The organism is Blautia sp. OM06-15AC (genome assembly GCF_003481425.1).
In the GTDB taxonomy this organism is placed as follows: domain Bacteria; phylum Bacillota; class Clostridia; order Lachnospirales; family Lachnospiraceae; genus Fusicatenibacter; species Fusicatenibacter saccharivorans.
Window position 1 is genome coordinate 163,963 of the sequence record NZ_QULD01000006.1, and the last position, 19,095, is coordinate 183,057.

General features: G+C 48.3%; 21 protein-coding genes. 3 read left to right on the forward strand and 18 right to left on the reverse strand.

What is annotated here, in order from left to right:
• The first annotated feature begins 200 nt into the window (after positions 1-200).
• A complete protein-coding gene (locus DXB83_RS09865; RefSeq protein ID WP_055219129.1) occupies positions 201-884 on the forward strand; it encodes a two-component system sensor histidine kinase NtrB in 684 nt (227 codons plus the stop codon).
• Here the strand turns inward: DXB83_RS09865 and DXB83_RS09870 are convergent.
• The 16 genes from DXB83_RS09870 to DXB83_RS09945 form a co-directional block, all read right to left on the reverse strand.
• A complete protein-coding gene (locus tag DXB83_RS09870; protein WP_243002061.1) occupies positions 859-1,533 on the reverse strand; it encodes a rhomboid family intramembrane serine protease in 675 nt (224 codons plus the stop codon). The genes DXB83_RS09865 and DXB83_RS09870 overlap by 26 nt on opposite strands.
• A gap of 307 nt (positions 1,534-1,840) precedes the next feature.
• The gene (locus DXB83_RS09875) at positions 1,841-3,334 is read right to left on the reverse strand and encodes a DUF6382 domain-containing protein (protein WP_117804843.1); all 1,494 of its coding nucleotides are present in this window, start codon (positions 3,332-3,334) and stop codon (positions 1,841-1,843) included.
• Between the two features lie 16 nt (positions 3,335-3,350).
• A complete protein-coding gene (locus DXB83_RS09880) occupies positions 3,351-3,776 on the reverse strand; it encodes a TadE/TadG family type IV pilus assembly protein (protein WP_226906365.1) in 426 nt (141 codons plus the stop codon).
• A 2-nt stretch (positions 3,777-3,778) separates the two neighbouring features.
• Positions 3,779-4,210 carry a prepilin peptidase gene (locus DXB83_RS09885; protein ID WP_022461943.1) on the reverse strand — a complete coding sequence of 144 codons (432 nt, stop codon included), beginning with the start codon at positions 4,208-4,210 and terminating at the stop codon, positions 3,779-3,781.
• Positions 4,211-4,310: 100 nt separating this feature from the next.
• Entirely contained in the window at positions 4,311-5,261 is a 951-nt protein-coding gene (locus DXB83_RS09890; protein ID WP_147342475.1) for a TadE/TadG family type IV pilus assembly protein, read from the reverse strand.
• Positions 5,215-6,747 (reverse strand): DUF5702 domain-containing protein, encoded by a 1,533-nt coding sequence (locus DXB83_RS09895; protein WP_117804845.1) that lies wholly within the window; start codon positions 6,745-6,747, stop codon positions 5,215-5,217. The genes DXB83_RS09890 and DXB83_RS09895 overlap by 47 nt, the downstream gene beginning before the upstream one ends.
• A 156-nt stretch (positions 6,748-6,903) precedes the next feature.
• Positions 6,904-7,071: a Flp1 family type IVb pilin gene (locus DXB83_RS09900; protein ID WP_022461946.1), complete on the reverse strand. Its 168-nt coding sequence runs from the start codon at positions 7,069-7,071 to the stop codon at positions 6,904-6,906.
• Positions 7,072-7,121: 50 nt separating this feature from the next.
• On the reverse strand, positions 7,122-8,420 hold the full coding sequence (locus tag DXB83_RS09905) for a type II secretion system F family protein (RefSeq protein WP_055219115.1): 1,299 nt from the start codon (positions 8,418-8,420) through the stop codon (positions 7,122-7,124).
• A 71-nt stretch (positions 8,421-8,491) separates the two neighbouring features.
• Positions 8,492-9,292: a type II secretion system F family protein gene (locus DXB83_RS09910; protein WP_055226606.1), complete on the reverse strand. Its 801-nt coding sequence runs from the start codon at positions 9,290-9,292 to the stop codon at positions 8,492-8,494.
• Positions 9,289-10,467, reverse strand: coding sequence for a CpaF family protein (locus DXB83_RS09915; RefSeq protein ID WP_117804846.1), 1,179 nt, complete (start codon positions 10,465-10,467; stop codon positions 9,289-9,291). Before DXB83_RS09915 ends, DXB83_RS09910 begins: the two co-directional genes overlap by 4 nt.
• Entirely contained in the window at positions 10,464-11,501 is a 1,038-nt protein-coding gene (locus DXB83_RS09920) for a hypothetical protein (protein ID WP_226906364.1), read from the reverse strand. The genes DXB83_RS09915 and DXB83_RS09920 overlap by 4 nt, the downstream gene beginning before the upstream one ends.
• Positions 11,498-12,025, reverse strand: a complete 528-nt coding sequence (locus DXB83_RS09925; protein WP_022461951.1) for an A24 family peptidase — start codon at positions 12,023-12,025, stop codon at positions 11,498-11,500. Before DXB83_RS09925 ends, DXB83_RS09920 begins: the two co-directional genes overlap by 4 nt.
• 339 nt (positions 12,026-12,364) lie before the next feature.
• Entirely contained in the window at positions 12,365-12,847 is a 483-nt protein-coding gene (ybaK, locus tag DXB83_RS09930; protein WP_022461952.1) for a Cys-tRNA(Pro) deacylase, read from the reverse strand.
• Complete coding sequence (locus DXB83_RS09935; RefSeq protein ID WP_022461953.1) at positions 12,847-13,719, reverse strand: alanyl-tRNA editing protein; 873 nt, start codon at positions 13,717-13,719, stop codon at positions 12,847-12,849. The genes ybaK and DXB83_RS09935 overlap by 1 nt, the downstream gene beginning before the upstream one ends.
• A 19-nt stretch (positions 13,720-13,738) precedes the next feature.
• Positions 13,739-14,266: a cysteine hydrolase family protein gene (locus tag DXB83_RS09940; RefSeq protein WP_055219083.1), complete on the reverse strand. Its 528-nt coding sequence runs from the start codon at positions 14,264-14,266 to the stop codon at positions 13,739-13,741.
• A gap of 27 nt (positions 14,267-14,293) precedes the next feature.
• Positions 14,294-15,115 carry an alpha/beta hydrolase gene (locus DXB83_RS09945; protein WP_022461955.1) on the reverse strand — a complete coding sequence of 274 codons (822 nt, stop codon included), beginning with the start codon at positions 15,113-15,115 and terminating at the stop codon, positions 14,294-14,296.
• Positions 15,116-15,322: 207 nt separating this feature from the next.
• Here DXB83_RS09945 and DXB83_RS09950 point away from each other — a divergent pair, with 207 nt between their 5' ends.
• On the forward strand, positions 15,323-15,583 hold the full coding sequence (locus DXB83_RS09950; protein ID WP_022461956.1) for a DUF1292 domain-containing protein: 261 nt from the start codon (positions 15,323-15,325) through the stop codon (positions 15,581-15,583).
• A gap of 321 nt (positions 15,584-15,904) precedes the next feature.
• Here the strand turns inward: DXB83_RS09950 and DXB83_RS09955 are convergent, their stop codons facing one another.
• Both DXB83_RS09955 and DXB83_RS09960 read right to left on the reverse strand, forming a co-directional pair.
• Entirely contained in the window at positions 15,905-16,357 is a 453-nt protein-coding gene (locus DXB83_RS09955) for a GNAT family N-acetyltransferase (protein WP_117761906.1), read from the reverse strand.
• Positions 16,358-16,373: 16 nt separating this feature from the next.
• A complete protein-coding gene (locus tag DXB83_RS09960; protein ID WP_117804848.1) occupies positions 16,374-17,708 on the reverse strand; it encodes a carboxylesterase/lipase family protein in 1,335 nt (444 codons plus the stop codon).
• 326 nt (positions 17,709-18,034) lie between these two features.
• On the opposite strand from DXB83_RS09960, the gene DXB83_RS09965 reads away from it, so the two are divergent.
• On the forward strand, positions 18,035-19,093 hold the full coding sequence (locus DXB83_RS09965) for a benzoate/H(+) symporter BenE family transporter (protein ID WP_055265516.1): 1,059 nt from the start codon (positions 18,035-18,037) through the stop codon (positions 19,091-19,093).
• The last annotated feature ends 2 nt before the right edge of the window (positions 19,094-19,095 follow it).

The window sequence follows — 19,095 nt, forward strand, 5'->3', positions numbered from 1 at the left end:
CTTTTTCTCCTTTACTTTTTTTAATTTTTCTGTTGTTCAGAATCCCGTTCTGCACGGTTCCGAACAACTCTATTTTCTCACTATTTGTCGAAAAATGTCAAATAATGCAGAACGCTTTTTGTTGCGCGCTCCCCCTTTTCAATGCTAAACTTTTGCCTAATCAAAAATCATTACCTACGCATCATAAGGAGGATACGGCTATGTCAAAAGAACCAACAACCAATTCACAGGGCTTATCGGAAGAATGTCACGCTATGATTTCCCGGATTTCACATGAGGTTCGAAATCCTGTTGCGGTTATCCACAGCTTTCATCAGCTTCTTCTTTTAGCGCATCCGGAGCTTTCCAACGATCTCTATTTTCAGAAAATCCAGGAAAATATGGCTTTTCTGAACTCCCTGCTCGATGAGCTCTCCTGCTATAATCATTCATATCGGGCGGTACGCGCTTACGTGAATCCTTATCTTCTGCTCCAGAATCTCTGTGCCGATACCGGCGTTCTCCTCGAAAAACAACAGGTTTCCATTGAACTTGTCAAGGAATCTGCCATTCCGCGCTTTGCCCTTGATACCACGCAATTTCGTCAGCTTTTTCTGAACCTGATCCGAAATGCGGCGGAAGCAATGCCTTCCGGCGGAACGATCAAAATCTCTCTCTGTTTCGACGGTGACTTTCTGACCATCCGTGTGCAGGACACTGGCTGCGGAATCCCCGCCGAGGATCTGCCGACTCTCTTTGACCTTTTTGTCACACATAAGAAAAACGGAACCGGCCTTGGACTTGCCATCTGCAAGGAAATTGTAACTGCACACGACGGCACGATTTCCGTTTCTTCCGTGCCCGGGGAAGGAAGCACCTTTACGGTCGTTTTCCCCTTTTCCTGATCCTTGCCATTCCCGGATAGAGAACCGCCATCAGGACTGCACCTGCCAAAAAACCGCCGATGTGTGCGAAGTTGTCCACATTTGAAGACTGGAATCCGACCAGCAGCGAAAGGACAGCCATGACGGCCATCCGCCGGAAGGTGAGATCCTCCAGCCTTCCTTTCCGAAATGCCAGAAGAACAAGCATCGCTCCGACTGCAGAAAAAATCGCTCCCGAAGCGCCGGCGGAAACTGCCGGTGCTTCCCCTGTTTTCATCAGGAACAGTTCATGCAGATACGAGCACAGATTTCCGACGAGTCCGCCGCCCATATAGATGACCAGATAACGGATCTTTCCAGCTGCGCGTTCCAGGTAATCCCCAAGGAACAAAAGAAGCAGCATGTTGTTGATCAGATGCTGGATGCCAAAGTGAAGAAACATACTCGTAAACAGGCGATAGTATTCTCCGCTCTCAATCAGCGGCGCATACGCCGCACCGCAGTCCATCATATGTCTGGAGCTCTCTGTCCCTCCGGTCAGTGTGACTGCAAGGAATACCAGAATATTGCATACAACGATGACCAGATTGATGCTGTTTTTTGACCTCTTCCACATACGGTCCACGATATCTTCGTTCGGATCGTAACTGTTTTTCCTTTGTTCTTCCATTACATCATTTCCTTATCTGTGCTATTTTTTTATTATAATTTAATTCACTTGTAAATGCAAGAAATCGTCAAATTTTTTTCTTTTTTGATAAACGTTTTTCGACAATTATTGACGCTTCACGACGGCTTTCGACGTTTTATGACATTATTTTTTACATTATTTCTTTTTTTAATTTTATGCATAATTTTCTTTTCTATAATATTTTTGTTTCATTCGCATAACTTTTTTCTTTGATCATTCTGCCATATTAAAAATAACGCATCCAGCGCTTTCTCCAAATCGAAAAAGTGTAATGCGTCATTTTTCTCTAATTTCTGTTTTTCTCTCCCGCCTTATACCGGTATTTCTTCCCGGCAAATGAGATATCGTCTCCATCCTCCAGCTTCTTTTTTGTCTCGCCCATCAATGGAACGCCATTCACCGTTGTTCCGTTCCGCGAATTCAGATCCAGCAGATAATCTCCCTCTTCTGTACTGACCAGCTTTGCGTGAAGGCGGCTTACCGTACGGTATGGCAGAATTACATCTGCCGCCGCTGACAGTTTTCCAATCAATGTGCTTCCGCGTTCAATCGGAATCAGCGGAAGATCAATCGGATCTATCGGAATCAGATATGCCCTTCCCTCATCCTCCGGGCTGGTCAGCAGTTCCGTTTTTCCAAACAGATCCTCTTCATGCCCCTCCAATTCCATCAGGCTGTGCATCTTTCTGTTTTCCTGTTCTTCATTCTTTTCCCATGTTTTCTCTTTTTCGACTGAGGAATCCCTTTTCCATCCCTGCTGTTCTGTATCGCTTTTCGGATTCCATGTTCCATCTTTCTGTTTTAAGCCCTTCCGATTCTGATATTCCGAAAATACATCTCCTGTTTCTCCTTGTTTCCGGATTCCTGCGGCCTTCCCATAGCTTCCTGTTTCTGTTCCCGACTGCCGCTTTTTCCATCGGCTGGCAAGTTCCAATGCCAGACTTACAATTCCCACAACAGCCGCCGCTCCTCCCAGCACCAGATACCAAACAGTTTCGGCCTGTGTCCACCGCAGTGCCAGCACACCTCCCAGAAATCCGATGCAGATCACTGCTTCCACAATATTTTTCCAGCGTCCTTCATCCTTTTCTTCCTCCGCTTCCACAAAAAAATTTTCCGCCGCTTCCGCTTCTTGTTCTCCCCAAAGTGTTTCCTCCATCTGTACAGGCGGATTTTCTTCCCTAGGACGCTCTTTTCCCTCCTGCTCCGTCGTTTCTTTCTTCTCTTTCCCTGTCTGATATAAGAGTGCCTGAATCATCTCAACCGAAAAGATCTCCGCCGAAATCTCCCGATACAGTCCATACCCGAGTACTACCGCATCCTGCTCCTGGTGATCCAGCTTCGGCAGCAGATATTCCATCAGCTCCCGGATCTGCTTCTGAAAACAGCCTGTGTGTCCCTGCTTTCCCGGCAGATAACAGAAGGAAAAGTTCTCCAGATTTGCATCTGCAAAAACCAGCTCCGGCTGCAGAACGAGGCCGTCCGGTGCAAGCAGGTACTGCCCCAGTTCTTCGAGAAGATCCAGCAGCTGTTCAAATAGTTTCCGCAGCGCCTCCGCCCCAATCGAGCGCTGTTCAAACACACTCTGAAGCGACTGCCTTGATGTCACCTCATAGTAAAACAATGTTTTATCATCCATTTTCCCGATTTTGCAGTCCAAAAGCCCTGGGATTGTGTTTGTCAGCAGCATACGGATCTGATACGACGCCGTGTCCGGCTCTTTTTCCTCCTGTAAAATAACATATGTATGATTCAAATCTCTTTTATAATCAATCTGCATTTCTCCGCTTCCGTCCTTACTTCTGGTTCCAGATCTGTTTTACTGCCCGTATCTTCCGGATCGTTTTCACCGGATTGTTTCTCCTGCTTTCACTCAAAACCGAATATTCCCACGCGTTCCGGCTCCAGATTGGCAGAATGTTTCCTTCTGCTTTTATCTGAATCTCTTTTTCTCTGCATTCCGTCTGTACGGTCACCGGTTCAGCCGGAAGCGGTATCTGGGAAATCCACCATTCCATCCGGCTTTGGGCGGCTGCCTCTCCTTTTTCCACAGACAGACGGCCTTCACTGGCGGCAAGCATTGTGCTTTCATATGCCGCAAATGTATACCAGCTCCGTGCGTGTACAAAAAAGGTCAGCGACAGCAGAAGAAAAATCACCATCAGAACAAGCGGCACGACCAGAACTGCCTCTACCGTAATACTTGCTTTTCTCATTTTCACTTTCAAAGCATTCCGCACCTCCCCACAAATCCAAGCAGCAGAAACGGCACCAGCGGTATGGAATCCTGTTTCCGTATTTTCTTCCGCATCAGAAGGACTCCGCAGAGTACCGAACAGAGAATGAGTCCCAGCGTCAGAACGCCGAATGTCTGCCCAAATCCCAGCCAGATTCCAACCGTCAGAAGCAGAAGGCCGTCCCCGTATCCCACCTGTTCCCGTGATATATAACTGAGCGTCAGAAATCCTGCTCCCGGCAGCAGGGACAGCAGCCATTCCAGCCACGATGTCTGTTCCACCAGAATCTGCCATCCAATGCCTGCAAGGAATAAAACACCGGTCAGGACAAGGCTGATCTGCCGTTTCCTCACATCCATTCCGGCAAGAATCCCCAGATACAGCAATATAATTGCACTCTTTACTTCTTCCTGATACACAGCCGCGGCCTCCTTTCCGCAAACCCGAGTTTCTGTTTACCGTCCTTCTTTCCAGTCTCACCCGGAAAGAAGACACCTGCTCTGCTCATATCCGGCTTTCTTACGCCGCCTTTTTCGCGCATTTCGAGCACTGCGGCAGTCCATCCGTCTGTTCCAGTGCTACAAGTTTTACTTTACGTTTCAGCCCTTTGCAGGAAAGACTGTTATGATACCGGTTTCCGTATTTCGTATAGTAAACTTCCGCACCCGCAGCGCCATTTCCCACGCACTGTTCGCATTCCTTATATTTTTCTCCATCCTGATTCCGTTTCCACGCAAGCGCACCCGGTGAGGAAACCTGGATCGAAAGATTGATATGACTGCACGACGAATCGGTATGATACACACTGCCGTTCTCAGTCACCCACACCATCTGTTTTGCTTCGCCCTCTTCTTCATCCGCCTCCTCTTCTGTCTTTCCGCAGAACAGATGCACTTTCGCACACGCTGCAATTCCCCGGTTCCGCACCGGAACGAGGCGGTTTCCCATTTTCGGCCAGTAAATCGCTTTCAGTTCCAGCCATCCATTTTTCACACGGCTTCCTGCCAGTGTCACCATTCCATTTTCGCGGATTTCTTTTGGAATCTTTGCTTCTGCATAAGCAATGCACGCAGCCGTTTCTGGTATTTCATACGTTTCTTTTCCCGTCTCATCCACCGCGTAGGCACAGACGGAAAGATACCGCGCGGACTCCTGCAGAGATACCGTCAGCATTCCATGCAGCCGGTAAAGATCCACGATTTTTAATAACACAAGAACCGCGATCAGAAAAACAGGAAGTGCCAGTGAAGCTTCCACCGTCAGGCTTGCCCTGTTCCATTTTCGTTTTACAAAAGGCTGCTCTCCTGATCCGGATTTATAAAAATTCCCGGAAGAGTGGATAAGTTTTTTGATAAGGTTCCAGAAATAAATGTGCCGTTCAGAAGAACACCCTTTTGTATCCCTGCCGGAGTCATCCCATTTTTCAGGCTGCTCCCTGCATCTCATATCCATAATTTCTCGTAATCTCATACTCTCGTTTCCCAATTACCGCCGTAAAACCGGCTTCCAGTTCATCGACACAGCAATCCAGTCGGAAACCCGGCTGCTGCTGTTCTGTCCGCATATTGTATTCCACCAGATCCATCGCTCCAAACGTTACCGCTTTTCCCGATTTCTGCATCAAAAGCAGCCGCAGATAATCGGAATACTCCATGCCGCCCGGTGCATTTTTTCTGCTCTGATCCCCTGTTTCCAGCAGTTTCGGAAGCTGTTCCAGAGAAAGCTGCCACGATTCTGCCGTTTTGAACAGTGCTACTTTTCCACCATCCAGCAGTTCCCGCAGATCCAGAATGCTTTCTGCAAATGCCCAGCACACGGCAAGTGCCATTTTCACAACCGGCATCGCCGCCGGAACTCCAAACGACGCGGCAATTACCCCCGCCATTGCTTCCATCTCGCCCTGCTTCTGCGCATCTTTCGCCAGATACACCAGATTTGCCGCCTCCCGCAGCGCCAGCAGACGGTTCACGGTTCCCGCCAGATTATCCTGATCACTGTTTTTTCCGCAGAGCACATATTCCACCTGGCACTGCAGCCCTTCCTTCTTCTCCTTGCTGGTATAGCACGGAAATTTCCACAGAATATATTCGGACGAAAGTATCTTATCCACAAAGCTCAGTTCTTTTCCACACTCTGCCATGCCAAACCCGCTCTGCAGCTCCCGTTTTGATGCAAGAAACGATACATCCGTTTCCCCCTGCGACAGTGCCTGCCCTTCCGGGAGGACCAGTCCTAAAATTCCCATTTTCATTACTTTTTGAATGACCTCAATCGGATTCACAAAATCTTCCGGTACCGGCTGCTTCTGATCCGGTTCCGAAGGCGTGCCGTTTCCAGATTCTCCTTCACCTTTTGTTTTTTCTGTTCCCTCTTCTGACTGTTTGGATTCTTCATACTGTTTTAAAACCTCCTCTTCCTCGTAACCGCTCTGTCCGTCCTCCTGACGTTTCACGGTTTCCTGTTCTCCTCTTAATTTCTGGGAAAGCTGCTGTATTCCATAAGTTCCAAGGCTGGCTTTCATTGCCTCACAGATCTGACGGGAGAAAGCACTTCCCTCCTCGTCTGTCGCAAGACGATAGCCGCCGAGATAAACTTCTGTAACCTGTCCGCCAGATAAACTGCCTGATAGAATTCCCATCCCCGATGCAGTGGGGGACAGAACTTCTCCCGCAGTTTCTGCGACTTTTCTGCTCATGGTTTCAGGTTTCCAGACACCGCTCTTATCCCCGCCGTTATAAAAAAACAGCTCGTACTGTCCCAGCAGTGTTCTGTCATACCCGGCAAACAGAGAATACAGTCCCTGTTCCATTGCGCAGGCCGTCATCACCCGTGCATGGGCATTTCGCACCGACGCAATTGTCCCGGAAATCAGGGAAAGCATCAGTATCAGAACGAGACACAAATATGCTGTTATGCTTCCGGCTGCCCATCTTTTCTGTCTTTCTCTTTCCCTCATGGGATACAGCTCCTTCCACTTTACTTTTACTTTTTCGAACTTTAGATGCCGTGGATCGGATAAAGGATATACCGAGACACAGATATGCAAATGACATATAGGTCCGTACCGGCTTCTAAATTTTTCTTTGGAGTTCCGTATTGGACATTTTCCCGTTTATACGGTGTTGCTCTGGTTTGTGACCTTCTCCATCAGACTGTTGACCAGACTCACAAGCTGCTTTTTAAAGATTAGTACGAGTCCGATCAGCACAACGAGAATCAGAATCACTTCCACAACACCCACCGCATCTTCCTCTTTCCAGAACTCCGATATCAGCTTCATAATTCCCACCTCCCTCTCTTTACCAGCTGTTGTGGGGATAAAAACATCCCCTATGCATAAAAGGACAAAAATGCCGGAACCGTGAGTATGACCAATACAACCGCAAGCATCATGCCCATCGGAAGAAGAAGCTTTGTCGATGCCTTTTCTCCTGTTGTTTTCGCCTGCCTTCTTCTCTCCTCAAAGGCCTCCTGCGATTCCTGTTTCAATAATTCCAGCAGTCCTTTACTGCCTTTTTTCAGATTCTGCGTCAGCAGAACAGCAAGGGAACGATACGCTCCGGTTCCCATACGCATTCCCATGCGCTGGTACGCTTCCTGCTCGGAAACACCGTTTTCCATCTCCTGGCAGGTAAATACAATCTCTTCATAGGCAAAACGTTTCTGCCCGCCAAGCGCCAGATTTTTCCGGTAATCCACTGCAATCCGCTCGAGTACTTTCCGCATCCCAAGCCCGGCACCCAGAAGAAGAACCATTTTGCTGACAATTTCGGGATAATCCCGCAGCATCTGTTCTTCTCTTTTCTGCCTTTCTTTTTCTTGTTCCCTTCCTTTTGCCGCCCAGCAGACTGCTCCTGCCGCCGCGGCAAGTGCCATAAGTTCCAGACCTGTCAGATCCGGCACTTTTGACCATGTTACAGTTTCTCCGTTCAGTGTCTCCGGCAGATAATAGGCTGTTTCTTCGGGATGCGCTTCGTTTTCTTTTTCCACTGCTTTTTTCAGTGCCCTAAGAACCGCATCCCGCCCTTTTATCTCCGGTGGATAGACCTGAACCTTCCGTATATATTCTGTTGTTTCCCCCTGAAGTTCCAGTTCCGCTTTCAGCGTAACCTCCACTCCTTCTTCGGGAATCTCGTCTGACAGCAAACCCCGGCTGTCAATCAACAACGGCCTGTCTGTTTCCCAGCTAAGCGCCACCGGGCTTCCCGGTATTTCCGTAACCAGATCCATGTTTCTGTTTACCGTATGAAAAGACAGATTCTCACCTAAGATGATTTCATCCAGCGCCTCTATCGCCGCACTGAACGCCTCTTCTATCTCTTCTGCGCTGTAAGCTCTTGCAGGTACAGACAGTGTAATTCTTTCCGGTTTCTGATTTCCAACAGAAACCTCAAGTTTTTCCTCTGTCGGTTGGCTGCCTAAGGCACCCCGTTCCAGTTGAAGTTCCGCTTTTTCATCTCCTGAAACTTTTCGCACTCCGATCGGAAGGCAGAGTGCAGTGCCCGCTATAAACCCTGTCGCTGCAAGGCAGAAAATCCGTCTCACCAATTTGTGATCTTCCGCCTTTTTTCTCATCCGGAAATACCAGATGAACAGCCCCGCCCATGCGGTCAGACAAATCCACAACATTTGATTCCTCCCTTTTTTTGCGGACGAATCGTTATGATTCGCAGTCTTACTTTTTAAACTTCAATTGCTTCTTAAAATTCAATGTCCAGAATCTTCTTTCCAAGCACCCATGCTGCCAGATACACGGCAAGGCATCCGCTCATGAAGAAAACTCCGATTACATTCCCATACATCACACTTAAGAATTCCGGAAAGGAAAGCTGTACATATCCCAGAATTCCAAACGGCACAACACTCATAATATTCTGCTCGAACCGCCGGGAAGAAACGCCCGCACGGATTTCCCGCATCGTGTCAATTCTCGTACAGAAAATATCCCACGTATTCTGAAAGATCTCGCAGACATTTCCTCCTGTCCGCTTCGCAATCACCAGTACACTTGCAAACGTCGCAATATCGTCAATGCGGCTTCGCACCGCAAGATCCTGAAACAGTTGTTCCACCGGCACGGAAATCATCATTTTATGACGCATCCGGCGCAGTTCCTGTACCAGAATGTTTTCTTTTCCCAGCGACTGTTCCAGCTGTCCTGCCGCCTCCAGCACTGCATTTTCCATGGAATAGCCGGAACGCAGTGCCGTGTGCATCCACGCAATCAGATCCCGGAAGCTGTCGTACAGCTCCTCTTTCCGTCTCTGAATCCGGTTTTTCCGATACGTGTGAAAATATACGATTCCAACCGGAACCACAGCAATGCATGCCCACCACGCCCGGTAACAGAGCAGGTTCACAGCGGCGGCAATCCCAAGACTGATTCCCGCTATTTCGAGATATTCCCGACCGGTAAATTCCCAGGTCTGATAGTCGATCCCCTTCGTCTCCTTCTCCTCTGCCATGCCCGTCTTTGCCTGGCTTCCCTCACGTATTCTCATCCTGTTTTCCCCTCCAGTTTTTCTCTGTGTACCAGTTCGCCTGTCTTTTGCAGGCCTCTCCCATATTCTCTTCGAAACAAAGAAACCGTTTTGATTTCGTCCTCCTCCATCCCTGTGATCTCTGCGATCTCCTCCACCCGACGGCTTCCATCCTCCCCGCGTCCTAAATGCACGAGAATTTCGATTCCCGATGCAATCTGACGGCGGATTGCTTCCAACGGGAGCTGCACTCCCATCAGCACCATCGTTTCCAGACGGGAGATCATATCTTTCACGCTGTTTGCATGTGCCGTGCTCAAAGATCCCGCATGCCCGGTATTGAGTGCGGATAATAATTCAAACGTTTCCGCTCCGCGCACTTCGCCGATAATTACGCGGTTCGGCCGCATACGCAAAGCTGCGCGGATCAGATCGCGGATCGTAATTTCTGTTCCTGATTCCAGATTTGCCTCTTTTGCTTCCAGCCGCACCAGATTCTCCACACCCTGGATCTGCAGCTCTGCATTGTCTTCGATGGTTATGATGCGCTCGCCCTTTGGAATGTAGGCGGAAAGCGCATTCAGAAATGTTGTTTTGCCAGATCCGGTCGCCCCGCCGATCATCATGCTGTAGCGGGTCCGGACGAGAGCCTGCAGAAACTCTGCCGCCTCTTTTGTAATACTCCCGATGGAGACCAGAAATTCCATCGTCACCGCCTGCTCCGGAAAGCGGCGGATGGTCAGAATCGGTCCGTTTAATGCGACCGGTTTCATGACAACGTTGACGCGGTCTCCATTTTCCAGCCGTGCATCCACAATCGGATTCTGTTCATTCACCACGCGGTTGCACCGGCCTACAATCTGCTGAATCACATCCTCCAGCTTTTCCGCGGAGGTAAAGCTTTTGCCGTATCTCTCGATTCTGCCGTTCCGTTCCACGAAGATATGCTGATAACCGTTTACCATAATTTCTGTAATTCCCGCATCTTCCAGCAGCTCCTGCAGGACATCGAGCCTCCGCACACTGTAGAACAGCTGTCTGCGCAGCTCCGCCTTCTGTGCCACCGGAAGATACCGTGTTTCTTCTTCCCCTAAAATCAGACGGTCAATCTCTTCGAGAACCTCTCCGTCATCCGGTTCGGATGCGATATCGATCCGCTCCATCAGTTTTCTCCGCAGAATTTCCGGCATTGTCATGTTTCTTCTCCTCTTCTGCCGTCCCGCAGAATCTGACGCACATAGTCGCCCAGCTCGCTCCAGACAAGCTCCTCAAAGTAGGCTTTTCCCGTCCGGTTTGCCGTGTGGAACGGAACGTGAATTTTCCGCATCTTGTCCAGCACCGACTGGCAGTCCCACCGGCGCAGCAAATTTTCAAACTGCTCCATTTTTGCCGCAGAAATCACATCATTCCTTATCGGAACGTAAATTTCATTGCAAAAATCCAGGATCTGATACAAATCCGCCACGCCATCCCCGAGGTCGAGAATCAGCACTTCATAACTGCTGTTCTTCTCAATCTCCTGAAACAGCCATTTCCATTCTTCATATTTTGCAGTCTGAATGTCCATCGGCGATGCGGCGGGCGGCAGATAATCCAGGTTCTGCATCGACTGGACCATTCCGCCCAGTTTGTAGATGATGCCCTGATTTTCCTGTCTCGCATAATACAGAATATCGCTCATCCCCCTGTCGTAACTGCATTCCAGCAGCCGTTCAAATCCGGAATAGCTCTCCATATTGAGATACAGCACTGCCCGCTCCTTCGCCAGAATCTGCCCCATCGTCAGGGCAAACGAGGTCTTCTGCGTCCGTCCGACCGGCGAATAAATGCCGATAATACGCATTTCCTTTTTCGGCAGCAGTGCAGGCGATGTATCGACACCATTTTCTACGCCGTAGCACGCCATGACCTCGCGGATCACCTTTTCCGACGACTGGTATTTGTAGACCGCCGGATACTGATCCAGCACCGGACTGTGTACGCCCTCAGACAGAATGATAATCTGACGGATCGGATACCGGCGGATCTCTTCTTTCATCGCTTTATCCGAAATCAGAAGAATCTCTGTTTCGTTATTCTTTGCGAACTCCAGGAACATCTCCGCACTGGAAAACGCATGCACTTCGAACGGAATATTTCTCTTCTGGTTCAGATATTCCATAAAATTGCGTGCATATTCCATTTCCGTGTCACAGACTGCAAAAACACTCTTTTTCTTTGCAGTATTCAATAAAATCCCCCAATCCAGAGCAGCACTCCCATCAGCACGGGAACGGAAAAATGGATGCACTCCATGCCCCACTTCCCATCGTAATAGGGAACCGGCTCTGTTTTTTTCTGGTATTTTCTTTTGGTAAAATAAGTTTGGAAATAATTGAAAAATTTGGTAAGACGCTGCGGTAAATTTCCGCAGACGAGAATAATTCCGATAGATAAGACCGCTCCAGACAGGAACGACACAATCATACATTTCAGGATCGCCGGCACTCCGAGAAAGCCTCCAACAGCGGATAGGAGTTTGATATCTCCCGCGCCCAGCATATGAAAATAGAACAGAATGTAAAGTGCGAGTATCGGGAAAAGCATCCCAAAAAGAAAAATACCCGCTCCCGCGGCGCCATAGCGGATGAGCTGTGTAACCAGCCCGGCGATCCATGCGGTGATAATCCATTCATTTGCAATTCTGCGTGTTCTTAAATCCATCCATACCGCCCCTGTCGCAACTGTCAGTACCAGACAGTGCTGCAAAGACATTTTGTCTCTCACCTCCCGTTTCGTTTGGGTCAACTTGATTGTGAGGTCATTATAGTTGCCTCTTTTCGATTTGTCCAGCGGTTTTCGGCAATTTTTTCCGGTTTGTGAATTGCCTCCAAAAACGGGATGAAAATTTCTCACACCCAAAAGAAAAATCGTGTGAAAGGTTTTCCGTTTTTCGCGGATTCGTAGAATCGTATCGCAATTTCACCGCTGCTTTTTAGCTATTATTTTATGATCCTTTTTTGAAAGAAATCTTCCAGCCGCATCACAGCAAAAAGAAACAGACCAGAACTTTTTTCTTCGTTCTGGTCTGCTTCCATACAGTTTCTTCTGTTTTTACTGAATAAAATCCGCATACTCCGCTCTGCTGACCTTCTTCAGATCCTCCGGCGCCATGCACAGCGTGGTTCCGATTCTTCCCCCGCTCACGTAAACCTTGTCAAAATTCGCCGCACATTCCTGAATCACGGTCGGATACTGTTTTTTCATTCCGATCGGGCTGCATCCGCCGCGGACGTATCCGCTGACTGCAGTGATATCTTTGACATGGATCATCTCGATGGATTTCTCCCCCACCGCTTTTGCGGCTTTTTTCAGGTCTACTTCCTCTGCAATCGGAAGCACCAGCACATAATACTGCTTGCTTTTTCCCTGTGCCACAAGCGTTTTAAATGACTGCTCGACCGGCGCGCCGGTTTTCTCTGCTGTGTGAAGCCCGTCGATAAATTCATCGCATTCATATTGAAGAACTTCGTATTTGATTTTCTGGCGGTCCAGAATCCGCATTGCATTTGTTTTGATTTCTTTTTCTTTTGCCATTATTTTCTCTCCGGTGCTCCCTGCAGTGCATACAGTTCTTTTTTGAGCTGTTTGATTTCTTTTTTCATCTCAATATTTTTCTGTTTCAGCCGTACGACAGCATCCCCGGCTTCTTCCGGTTTTACAGAAAGTAAACGTGCAATGCCGAGGGTATTGATGTGTTTTAAGCAGTAATCCGCATACGCTTTTTCACCGGAAAGCATGGTCACGCGGACGCCGCCTTTGTATTTCTGGGCACTTAAGATTTTAATCAGACGGATTTCCCCTGTTTTTGCAACGTGGGTTCCACAGCACGCACAGCTGTCGTAGCCTTCGATCGTCACAATCCGCACCTGGCCCTCGATCTCTTTTTTGCTCCGGTAATCCATGGTTTCCAGCTCTTCCTTTGACGGATAACTGATCGTAACCGGAACATTTCGAAGCACGGCTTCGTTTGCCTCCTGCTCCACATCGTAGAGCTGCTCCTCGGTCAGAACGCCGTCAAAATCAACGGTAATGACATCACTTCCCATATGGAATCCAACGTTGTTGAAACCGTAAATCCGATGCACGATACCTGACACGATATGCTCTCCGCAGTGATTCTGCATATTGGAAAAACGTTTTTCAAAGTCAAGTTTTCCAACTACCGTTTTGCCCGGCTCGAGCGGTGCTTCCACGGTATGCCAGATTTCGCCGTCGATTTCCTGTACATCCGTTACAAAAATTCCATCCAGCGTTCCCTCATCTGCCGGCTGGCCGCCGCCCTCCGGGAAAAATGCGGTCTGATCCAGCAGCACGCGGTACATGCCGCCCTCGCAGACGCTCCGTTCTACGGTTGCCTCAAATTCACCCAGGTACGCATCCTGATCAAATAATCTTGTTGTGCTCATAATTTTTCCTCTTTTCCGTCTATTCGTTTACAATGTCAATCTGGCACATTTTCATAGCTTCCAATGCATTTTTATGACTCTGCGGCGTTACGCCCGCGCACGCGGATGCATCGACAGAAATCGGCACTTCCGGATAAAATGCTTTCAGCAGCATGGAATTGGAAATCACGCAGATGTCGGTGCAGAGTCCCACGAGTTCAATGAATTCCGGCACGCCGCCTGCCAGTTTTTCGATCTCCTCCGGCAGATTTTTTGCACCGAAGGTGATTTTATTCATCACCACGGCCTGTTTTTTCTCCGCCATTTTCTGAATTGTATCCTGCAGTGCATGACCCTTCGTTCCTTCGATACAATGCTCTACCGGAAGTTTTCTGCCCTCGGACGTTTCCAGATAATCCGCAAAATGGGTATCTCTGGTGCAGATAACAGCTCCGTCAAACGAATCCATCACCTCTGCAACGCGGTCAACAATCCCGACCGCCTCTTTCGTGCCGAGACTTCCGTCGATAAAATCATTCTGCATATCTACTACAATTAATACTTTCATCTTTGTTCTCCCTTCTGGGACATTTTTTTATAAATGCTGCATCCAGCTCAGTGCCAGTGAAATCCAGCTCTGGCACTCTTCGCGTACTGCGTTCTGGTATTCATAGCTCTGTGTCTCCTCGCTTGCAAGGCCAAGGCCGTGGCCGCCGACCGGATAAATATGCATTTCTACCGGAATCTCTAGTGCATGCAGTGCAGTAAAGAACAGAATGGAGTTTTCTACCGGCACGCAGTCGTCCGGCGCGGTATGCCACAGGAAAGTCTTCGGCGTATCGAGGCTGACCTGATTCTCGAGAGACATCTCGTCTACCAGCTCATCATACCGGTCTCCCAGCAGATTGGTGAAGGATCCGCGGTGCGCTTTCGGACCGGATGTGATAACCGGGTAGGATAACAGCAGACCGTTCGGACGAAGCTGCTCTGCGTCTACGCCAAGTTCTTCTGCAAGGAATGTTTTCTTTTTCCAGAACACACCGTACGATGCTGCCAGATGGCCGCCTGCGGAAAATCCCGCTACTACTACTTTGTTCGGATCAATATGATATTCTGCCGCATGCTCCCGCAGATGTGCAACGGTCCAGGCAAGCTGGCGGAGTGCCGTCGGATAGTGAGCTGCCGGAGCAACACTGTAATGCAGAACAACAGCGTGGTAACCGGCTCCGACAAACTTCAGCGCAATCGGCTCTGCCTCACGCTCGGACACCCATTCATAACCGCCGCCCGGGCAGATCACGATGACCGGACGCACGCGTTCCGGAGCAATCTCACGCGAGTTGTCCAGAAAATACGTATATAATTTTGCAGTTTCTTCTGTATCTTTTACTTTGACATCTAATACCTGATAATTCATAAGTTCTTCCTTTCACCCAATTTTTCCGGGTACGGCCACAGCCGCCAGTTTTTACTCTGTTGTCATTATACCGTATCGGCGCAAAATATCAAGCGTATCGCACCAGACACTTTTTTCTTTTCAAATCCAATTGCTCATAGTATAATAAATTTATATTTGCATGTTTTTGAGCGGCAAAAATAACACACAAAGGAGTATATTGCAATTATGGATTCCAATCTTATTGTCCTTACCGATCAGGACGGAAATTCTGTCCGTTTTGAGCTTCTGGATATCGTAGAATACAAGGAGGATGAGTACGCCGTTCTCTATCCGGCCGACGGCGGCGATGACGAACCGGTACACATTCTGCGCATCATTTCCGAGAATCTCGATGTCAACGAAGCCGAGTTCGAAGGCCTCGATGACGATGAACTGATCGACACCATTTATCAGATCTTCCGCGAGCGCAACGATCTGGACGACTGATTCTGCCACGCAAAAAGAGCAGCATTTTTACCTTTCACACGTCGGTAAAATGCTGCTCTTTCTTTATTCTAATTTTTCCTCTTTCTTTGTTTCAATCCACAGTCGGTAATTTCACAGAGTCTGACATGTCAGCAAAATGCTGACTGTGGTTTGCCTCATGTCAGTGGGGGATACCGATTTCTCTCCGCCCGCCACTGCCGTTAACTTTCTTATTTGCAATTCATCTCACCACCTATAGAGGTGAGAGAATCCTTGCTATTATTTGTTGAATATTTTTCCAATATCGCAGCCAGTGGAGAGAATATCTCTTTCTGAGGGACATTACAATTTATACTGCATAAAATTCCCATTGTGCACAAATCCAAAATCTGTATACAACTTAACGCCCATATCCGATGCCGTAATCTGTATTGTTCCGCATCCATATTCTTTTGCATCTTCTATCACACGGGACAGCAATTCTTTTGCAATACCTCTTCTTCGATACGCCGGATCTGTAAACATACTGGACAGTAATCCAATTCTGCCGCTCGGGCATCCAAAGTATGGAGGTTTTTCTACAAATGACATTCCACTTGTTGCGATGATGCTCTCTCCGTCAACAGCAATCCAAGATACAAAAGTACCATCCGCCATATGACGTTCATAGTAATCTTTTAACGCAGGTGCTAAATCAATTTCTTCTTTTGCCCCCTCTTCGCGAAGCTGATGGATTCTCATCTGAATGAAAAAATCCAGTTCCTTTTGGGTAAGTCTTTTATATTCGATTGCCATTTTTATTTCCTTCTGCTTATTTTCTCACATCCAGCACCTGCACATACGGGTCGTCCTTTGTGCATGGTTTCCAGTCGTCTTTTCCCTCTGCGTTCGGGTTTCCGGTTTTCATGAAATTGGTCCAGTCGTCCATCATTTCTTTGCTGAGGGCATAGTCGCCTTCGGTTTTCGGGCGCCAGCTTCGGCCCAGGGTTCCGAACATGTACCAGAGTTCGGAGGAATGGAACGCTCCGGCGTCGTCACCTAACAGGGCACGGGTGAAGTAGTAAACGTAAGCCGGTTTTCTTCCGAGTTTTTCCAGCGCAATGCTCCAGTTGATGCATCCCTTATAGATGCCGCCGTGCTCGCCTTTTTCTTTCATCTCCGGGAACACACCGATGTCGTCTGCAGTTGAACCGAGCATATATGGGATGTCCTTGATTTTTCCTTCGGTTACGGCATCGTTATAGCCGCAGGTCAGCAGATGATTGTCGATGTTCGGTACGAAGCTCAGCATTCTCGATGGATTTACGCGGCCAAACTCCTCCTGCAGCTCCACAATTTTCTCAGCCGGAATCGCACGCAGTTCTTCCAGCGATTTTGCTCCGCTAAGCTCTACAAATTCCTGGCCGATGGTTTCTGCCTCGGAAAGCGGCATATCGCGGTTCAGTCCGGTGTCGTAGCCGCCGGCGCTCTGGAAAATGGCTTTGCTGATCCAGTTTTCAGTCAGCGGAGAACTGACGAGTGTCTGTACGCTCATACATCCCGCGGACTGGCCGAATACGGTGATATTTTCCGGGTCGCCGCCGAATGCTGCGATATTTTCTTTTACCCATTTCAGTGCTGCGATCTGGTCGAGAATCGCGTAGTTTCCGCTTCTTCCGGCACCGCTCTCCTCGGACAGCCACGGATGTGCCAAAAATCCGAAAGCACCGAGACGGTAATTGATCGCAACGAGAATCACTCCGCGTTCGCAGTAAGCAGCTCCATCAAATTCGGATTCGTGGCTGAAGCCGTGCATAAACGCGCCGCCGTGAATCCAGAAAGCAACCGGCAGTTTTTCATCCACTGTATTTGCCGGTGTCCAGATGTTTAAGTACAGACAGTCCTCACTCTGCTTCATGCCGAATTCCGGGTCGAGATAAAATTCTTTTCCATAGAAGGAGTCCGGCTCATGCTCGGTCTGCGGGCAGACGCATCCGAAATGATCCGCCTTATAAACGCCCTCCCAGCACGCCGGCTCTTCCGGCGGGCAGAATCGTTTTTCGCCTACCGGCGGCTTTGCGTACGGAACGCCGCGGAATACCGTGTAGCCGTCTTTTTGCACACCATGAACCTGTCCATATTTTGTTTTTGTCTCTGTAATTGCCATAAGTAAAAATCCCCTTTCCATTTCTTATAACTGTGATAAAAACCCTTATACAGATTTAGTATAGCAAATCTTTTTCTTCGCTTCTATATGCACAATTCCAAATAATGGCACCCAGTTTTGTAACTATTGATTATTGGTTATGCAGACATTTAAAAATCCTCTTGATTTATTAGCACACAGAAATAATAATATTTTGTATATAAGATTGACTTATTATCACTGACAAAAACCTTTCATGACTGATCTGGTTTACTTTGACCGGTTTTGGTGCTACACTTTTCTTTGCTTCAAAACGACATATTTCATAGTGAGGAGGAGTATTTAGTATGAAAGCCATTTTAACAGATCTTTTGGCAATCATCGGCGTTGTGCTGAATGGTCTGCCGCAGGGTCTTCTTGCTCTGACGTTTGGATTTGCATCGGTTCCGACGGCGCTGGCATTCTTTGTTGGTGCGGTGGGCAATACGATTACGCAGAGTGTCGCACCAATTTCCTTCCAGGCGGAGACGATCACTTACGCCGGAACGGCTGGAAAAGACCGTTCGGAACGCTGTACGATGATTTTTATCGGCGGTGTGATTATGGCTCTGATCGGAGTGTTTGGACTGCTGACAAAAATCGTAAACTTTGTAGGTGAGGATGTTGCCTATGGAATGATGGCCGGTGTCGGTATCATTCTGGTAAAGGCCGCGATCGATATGATCAAGAGTGATGCCATTTCCGGCGGTGTTTCCCTGGCCGCAGCACTGATCACCTATTACTTTACCAAAGACAGTGCCAATACCCTGGTTTATACCATCGTCATTTCCGTTGTAGCATCCTGCATTGCCAATGCATTTTTCAACAAAGAGAAATCCAGCATTGTCGTAGAGGATGATAAATTTGTCCGCCAGAAATTTACAATCAATGCCAACGTAATTCTCGGCGCACTCGGTATGGTCTGCCTGAACATTGGTTCCAACATTTCCTTCGGCGGAATTACCGCAGGAATGGCAACCGGTGGAAATTACAACGTCGATAACCTGACCGTGATTTCTTCCCTGGCCGATATGTTTTCTTCCTTTTTCGGAGGAGCCCCGGTTGAGGCAATCATTTCCGCAACTGCCAATGCACCGCACGCTGTATGGGCTGGTGTCATCATGATGGTTGTGATCGGTGTAATTCTGCTTCTGAAACTGCTTCCGAAAATCGGAAAATTTGTTCCGTCTTCTTCGATCGCAGGTTTCCTGTTTGTACTCGGTATCTTCAAAACCGTTGTACTGGATGCGCCGTCTGCCTTCGCTATCAATGCAGCCGTCGGCGGAACCACAATGGTTGTCACTGCAGTAACAAACCCGTTCCTCGGAATGCTGGCCGGTGTTGCTGCAAAACTGCTTGGATTATAAAT

Coding starts and splice junctions, on each gene's coding strand:
- ybaK (WP_022461952.1), bottom strand. CDS start 12,847: ATGGCAAAAGAAAAAGAAATCAAAACAAATGCAATGCGGATTCTGGAC.
- DXB83_RS09870 (WP_243002061.1), bottom strand. CDS start 1,533: ATGGAAGAACAAAGGAAAAACAGTTACGATCCGAACGAAGATATCGTG.
- DXB83_RS09945 (WP_022461955.1), bottom strand. CDS start 15,115: ATGAATTATCAGGTATTAGATGTCAAAGTAAAAGATACAGAAGAAACT.
- DXB83_RS09960 (WP_117804848.1), bottom strand. CDS start 17,708: ATGGCAATTACAGAGACAAAAACAAAATATGGACAGGTTCATGGTGTG.
- DXB83_RS09915 (WP_117804846.1), bottom strand. CDS start 10,467: ATGACAATGCCGGAAATTCTGCGGAGAAAACTGATGGAGCGGATCGAT.
- DXB83_RS09875 (WP_117804843.1), bottom strand. CDS start 3,334: ATGCAGATTGATTATAAAAGAGATTTGAATCATACATATGTTATTTTA.
- DXB83_RS09890 (WP_147342475.1), bottom strand. CDS start 5,261: ATGAGATTACGAGAAATTATGGATATGAGATGCAGGGAGCAGCCTGAA.
- DXB83_RS09910 (WP_055226606.1), bottom strand. CDS start 9,292: ATGAGAATACGTGAGGGAAGCCAGGCAAAGACGGGCATGGCAGAGGAG.
- DXB83_RS09965 (WP_055265516.1), top strand. CDS start 18,035: ATGAAAGCCATTTTAACAGATCTTTTGGCAATCATCGGCGTTGTGCTG.
- DXB83_RS09940 (WP_055219083.1), bottom strand. CDS start 14,266: ATGAAAGTATTAATTGTAGTAGATATGCAGAATGATTTTATCGACGGA.
- DXB83_RS09900 (WP_022461946.1), bottom strand. CDS start 7,071: ATGAAGCTGATATCGGAGTTCTGGAAAGAGGAAGATGCGGTGGGTGTT.
- DXB83_RS09865 (WP_055219129.1), top strand. CDS start 201: ATGTCAAAAGAACCAACAACCAATTCACAGGGCTTATCGGAAGAATGT.
- DXB83_RS09925 (WP_022461951.1), bottom strand. CDS start 12,025: ATGTCTTTGCAGCACTGTCTGGTACTGACAGTTGCGACAGGGGCGGTA.
- DXB83_RS09950 (WP_022461956.1), top strand. CDS start 15,323: ATGGATTCCAATCTTATTGTCCTTACCGATCAGGACGGAAATTCTGTC.
- DXB83_RS09895 (WP_117804845.1), bottom strand. CDS start 6,747: ATGAGGGAAAGAGAAAGACAGAAAAGATGGGCAGCCGGAAGCATAACA.
- DXB83_RS09905 (WP_055219115.1), bottom strand. CDS start 8,420: ATGTTGTGGATTTGTCTGACCGCATGGGCGGGGCTGTTCATCTGGTAT.
- DXB83_RS09955 (WP_117761906.1), bottom strand. CDS start 16,357: ATGGCAATCGAATATAAAAGACTTACCCAAAAGGAACTGGATTTTTTC.
- DXB83_RS09935 (WP_022461953.1), bottom strand. CDS start 13,719: ATGAGCACAACAAGATTATTTGATCAGGATGCGTACCTGGGTGAATTT.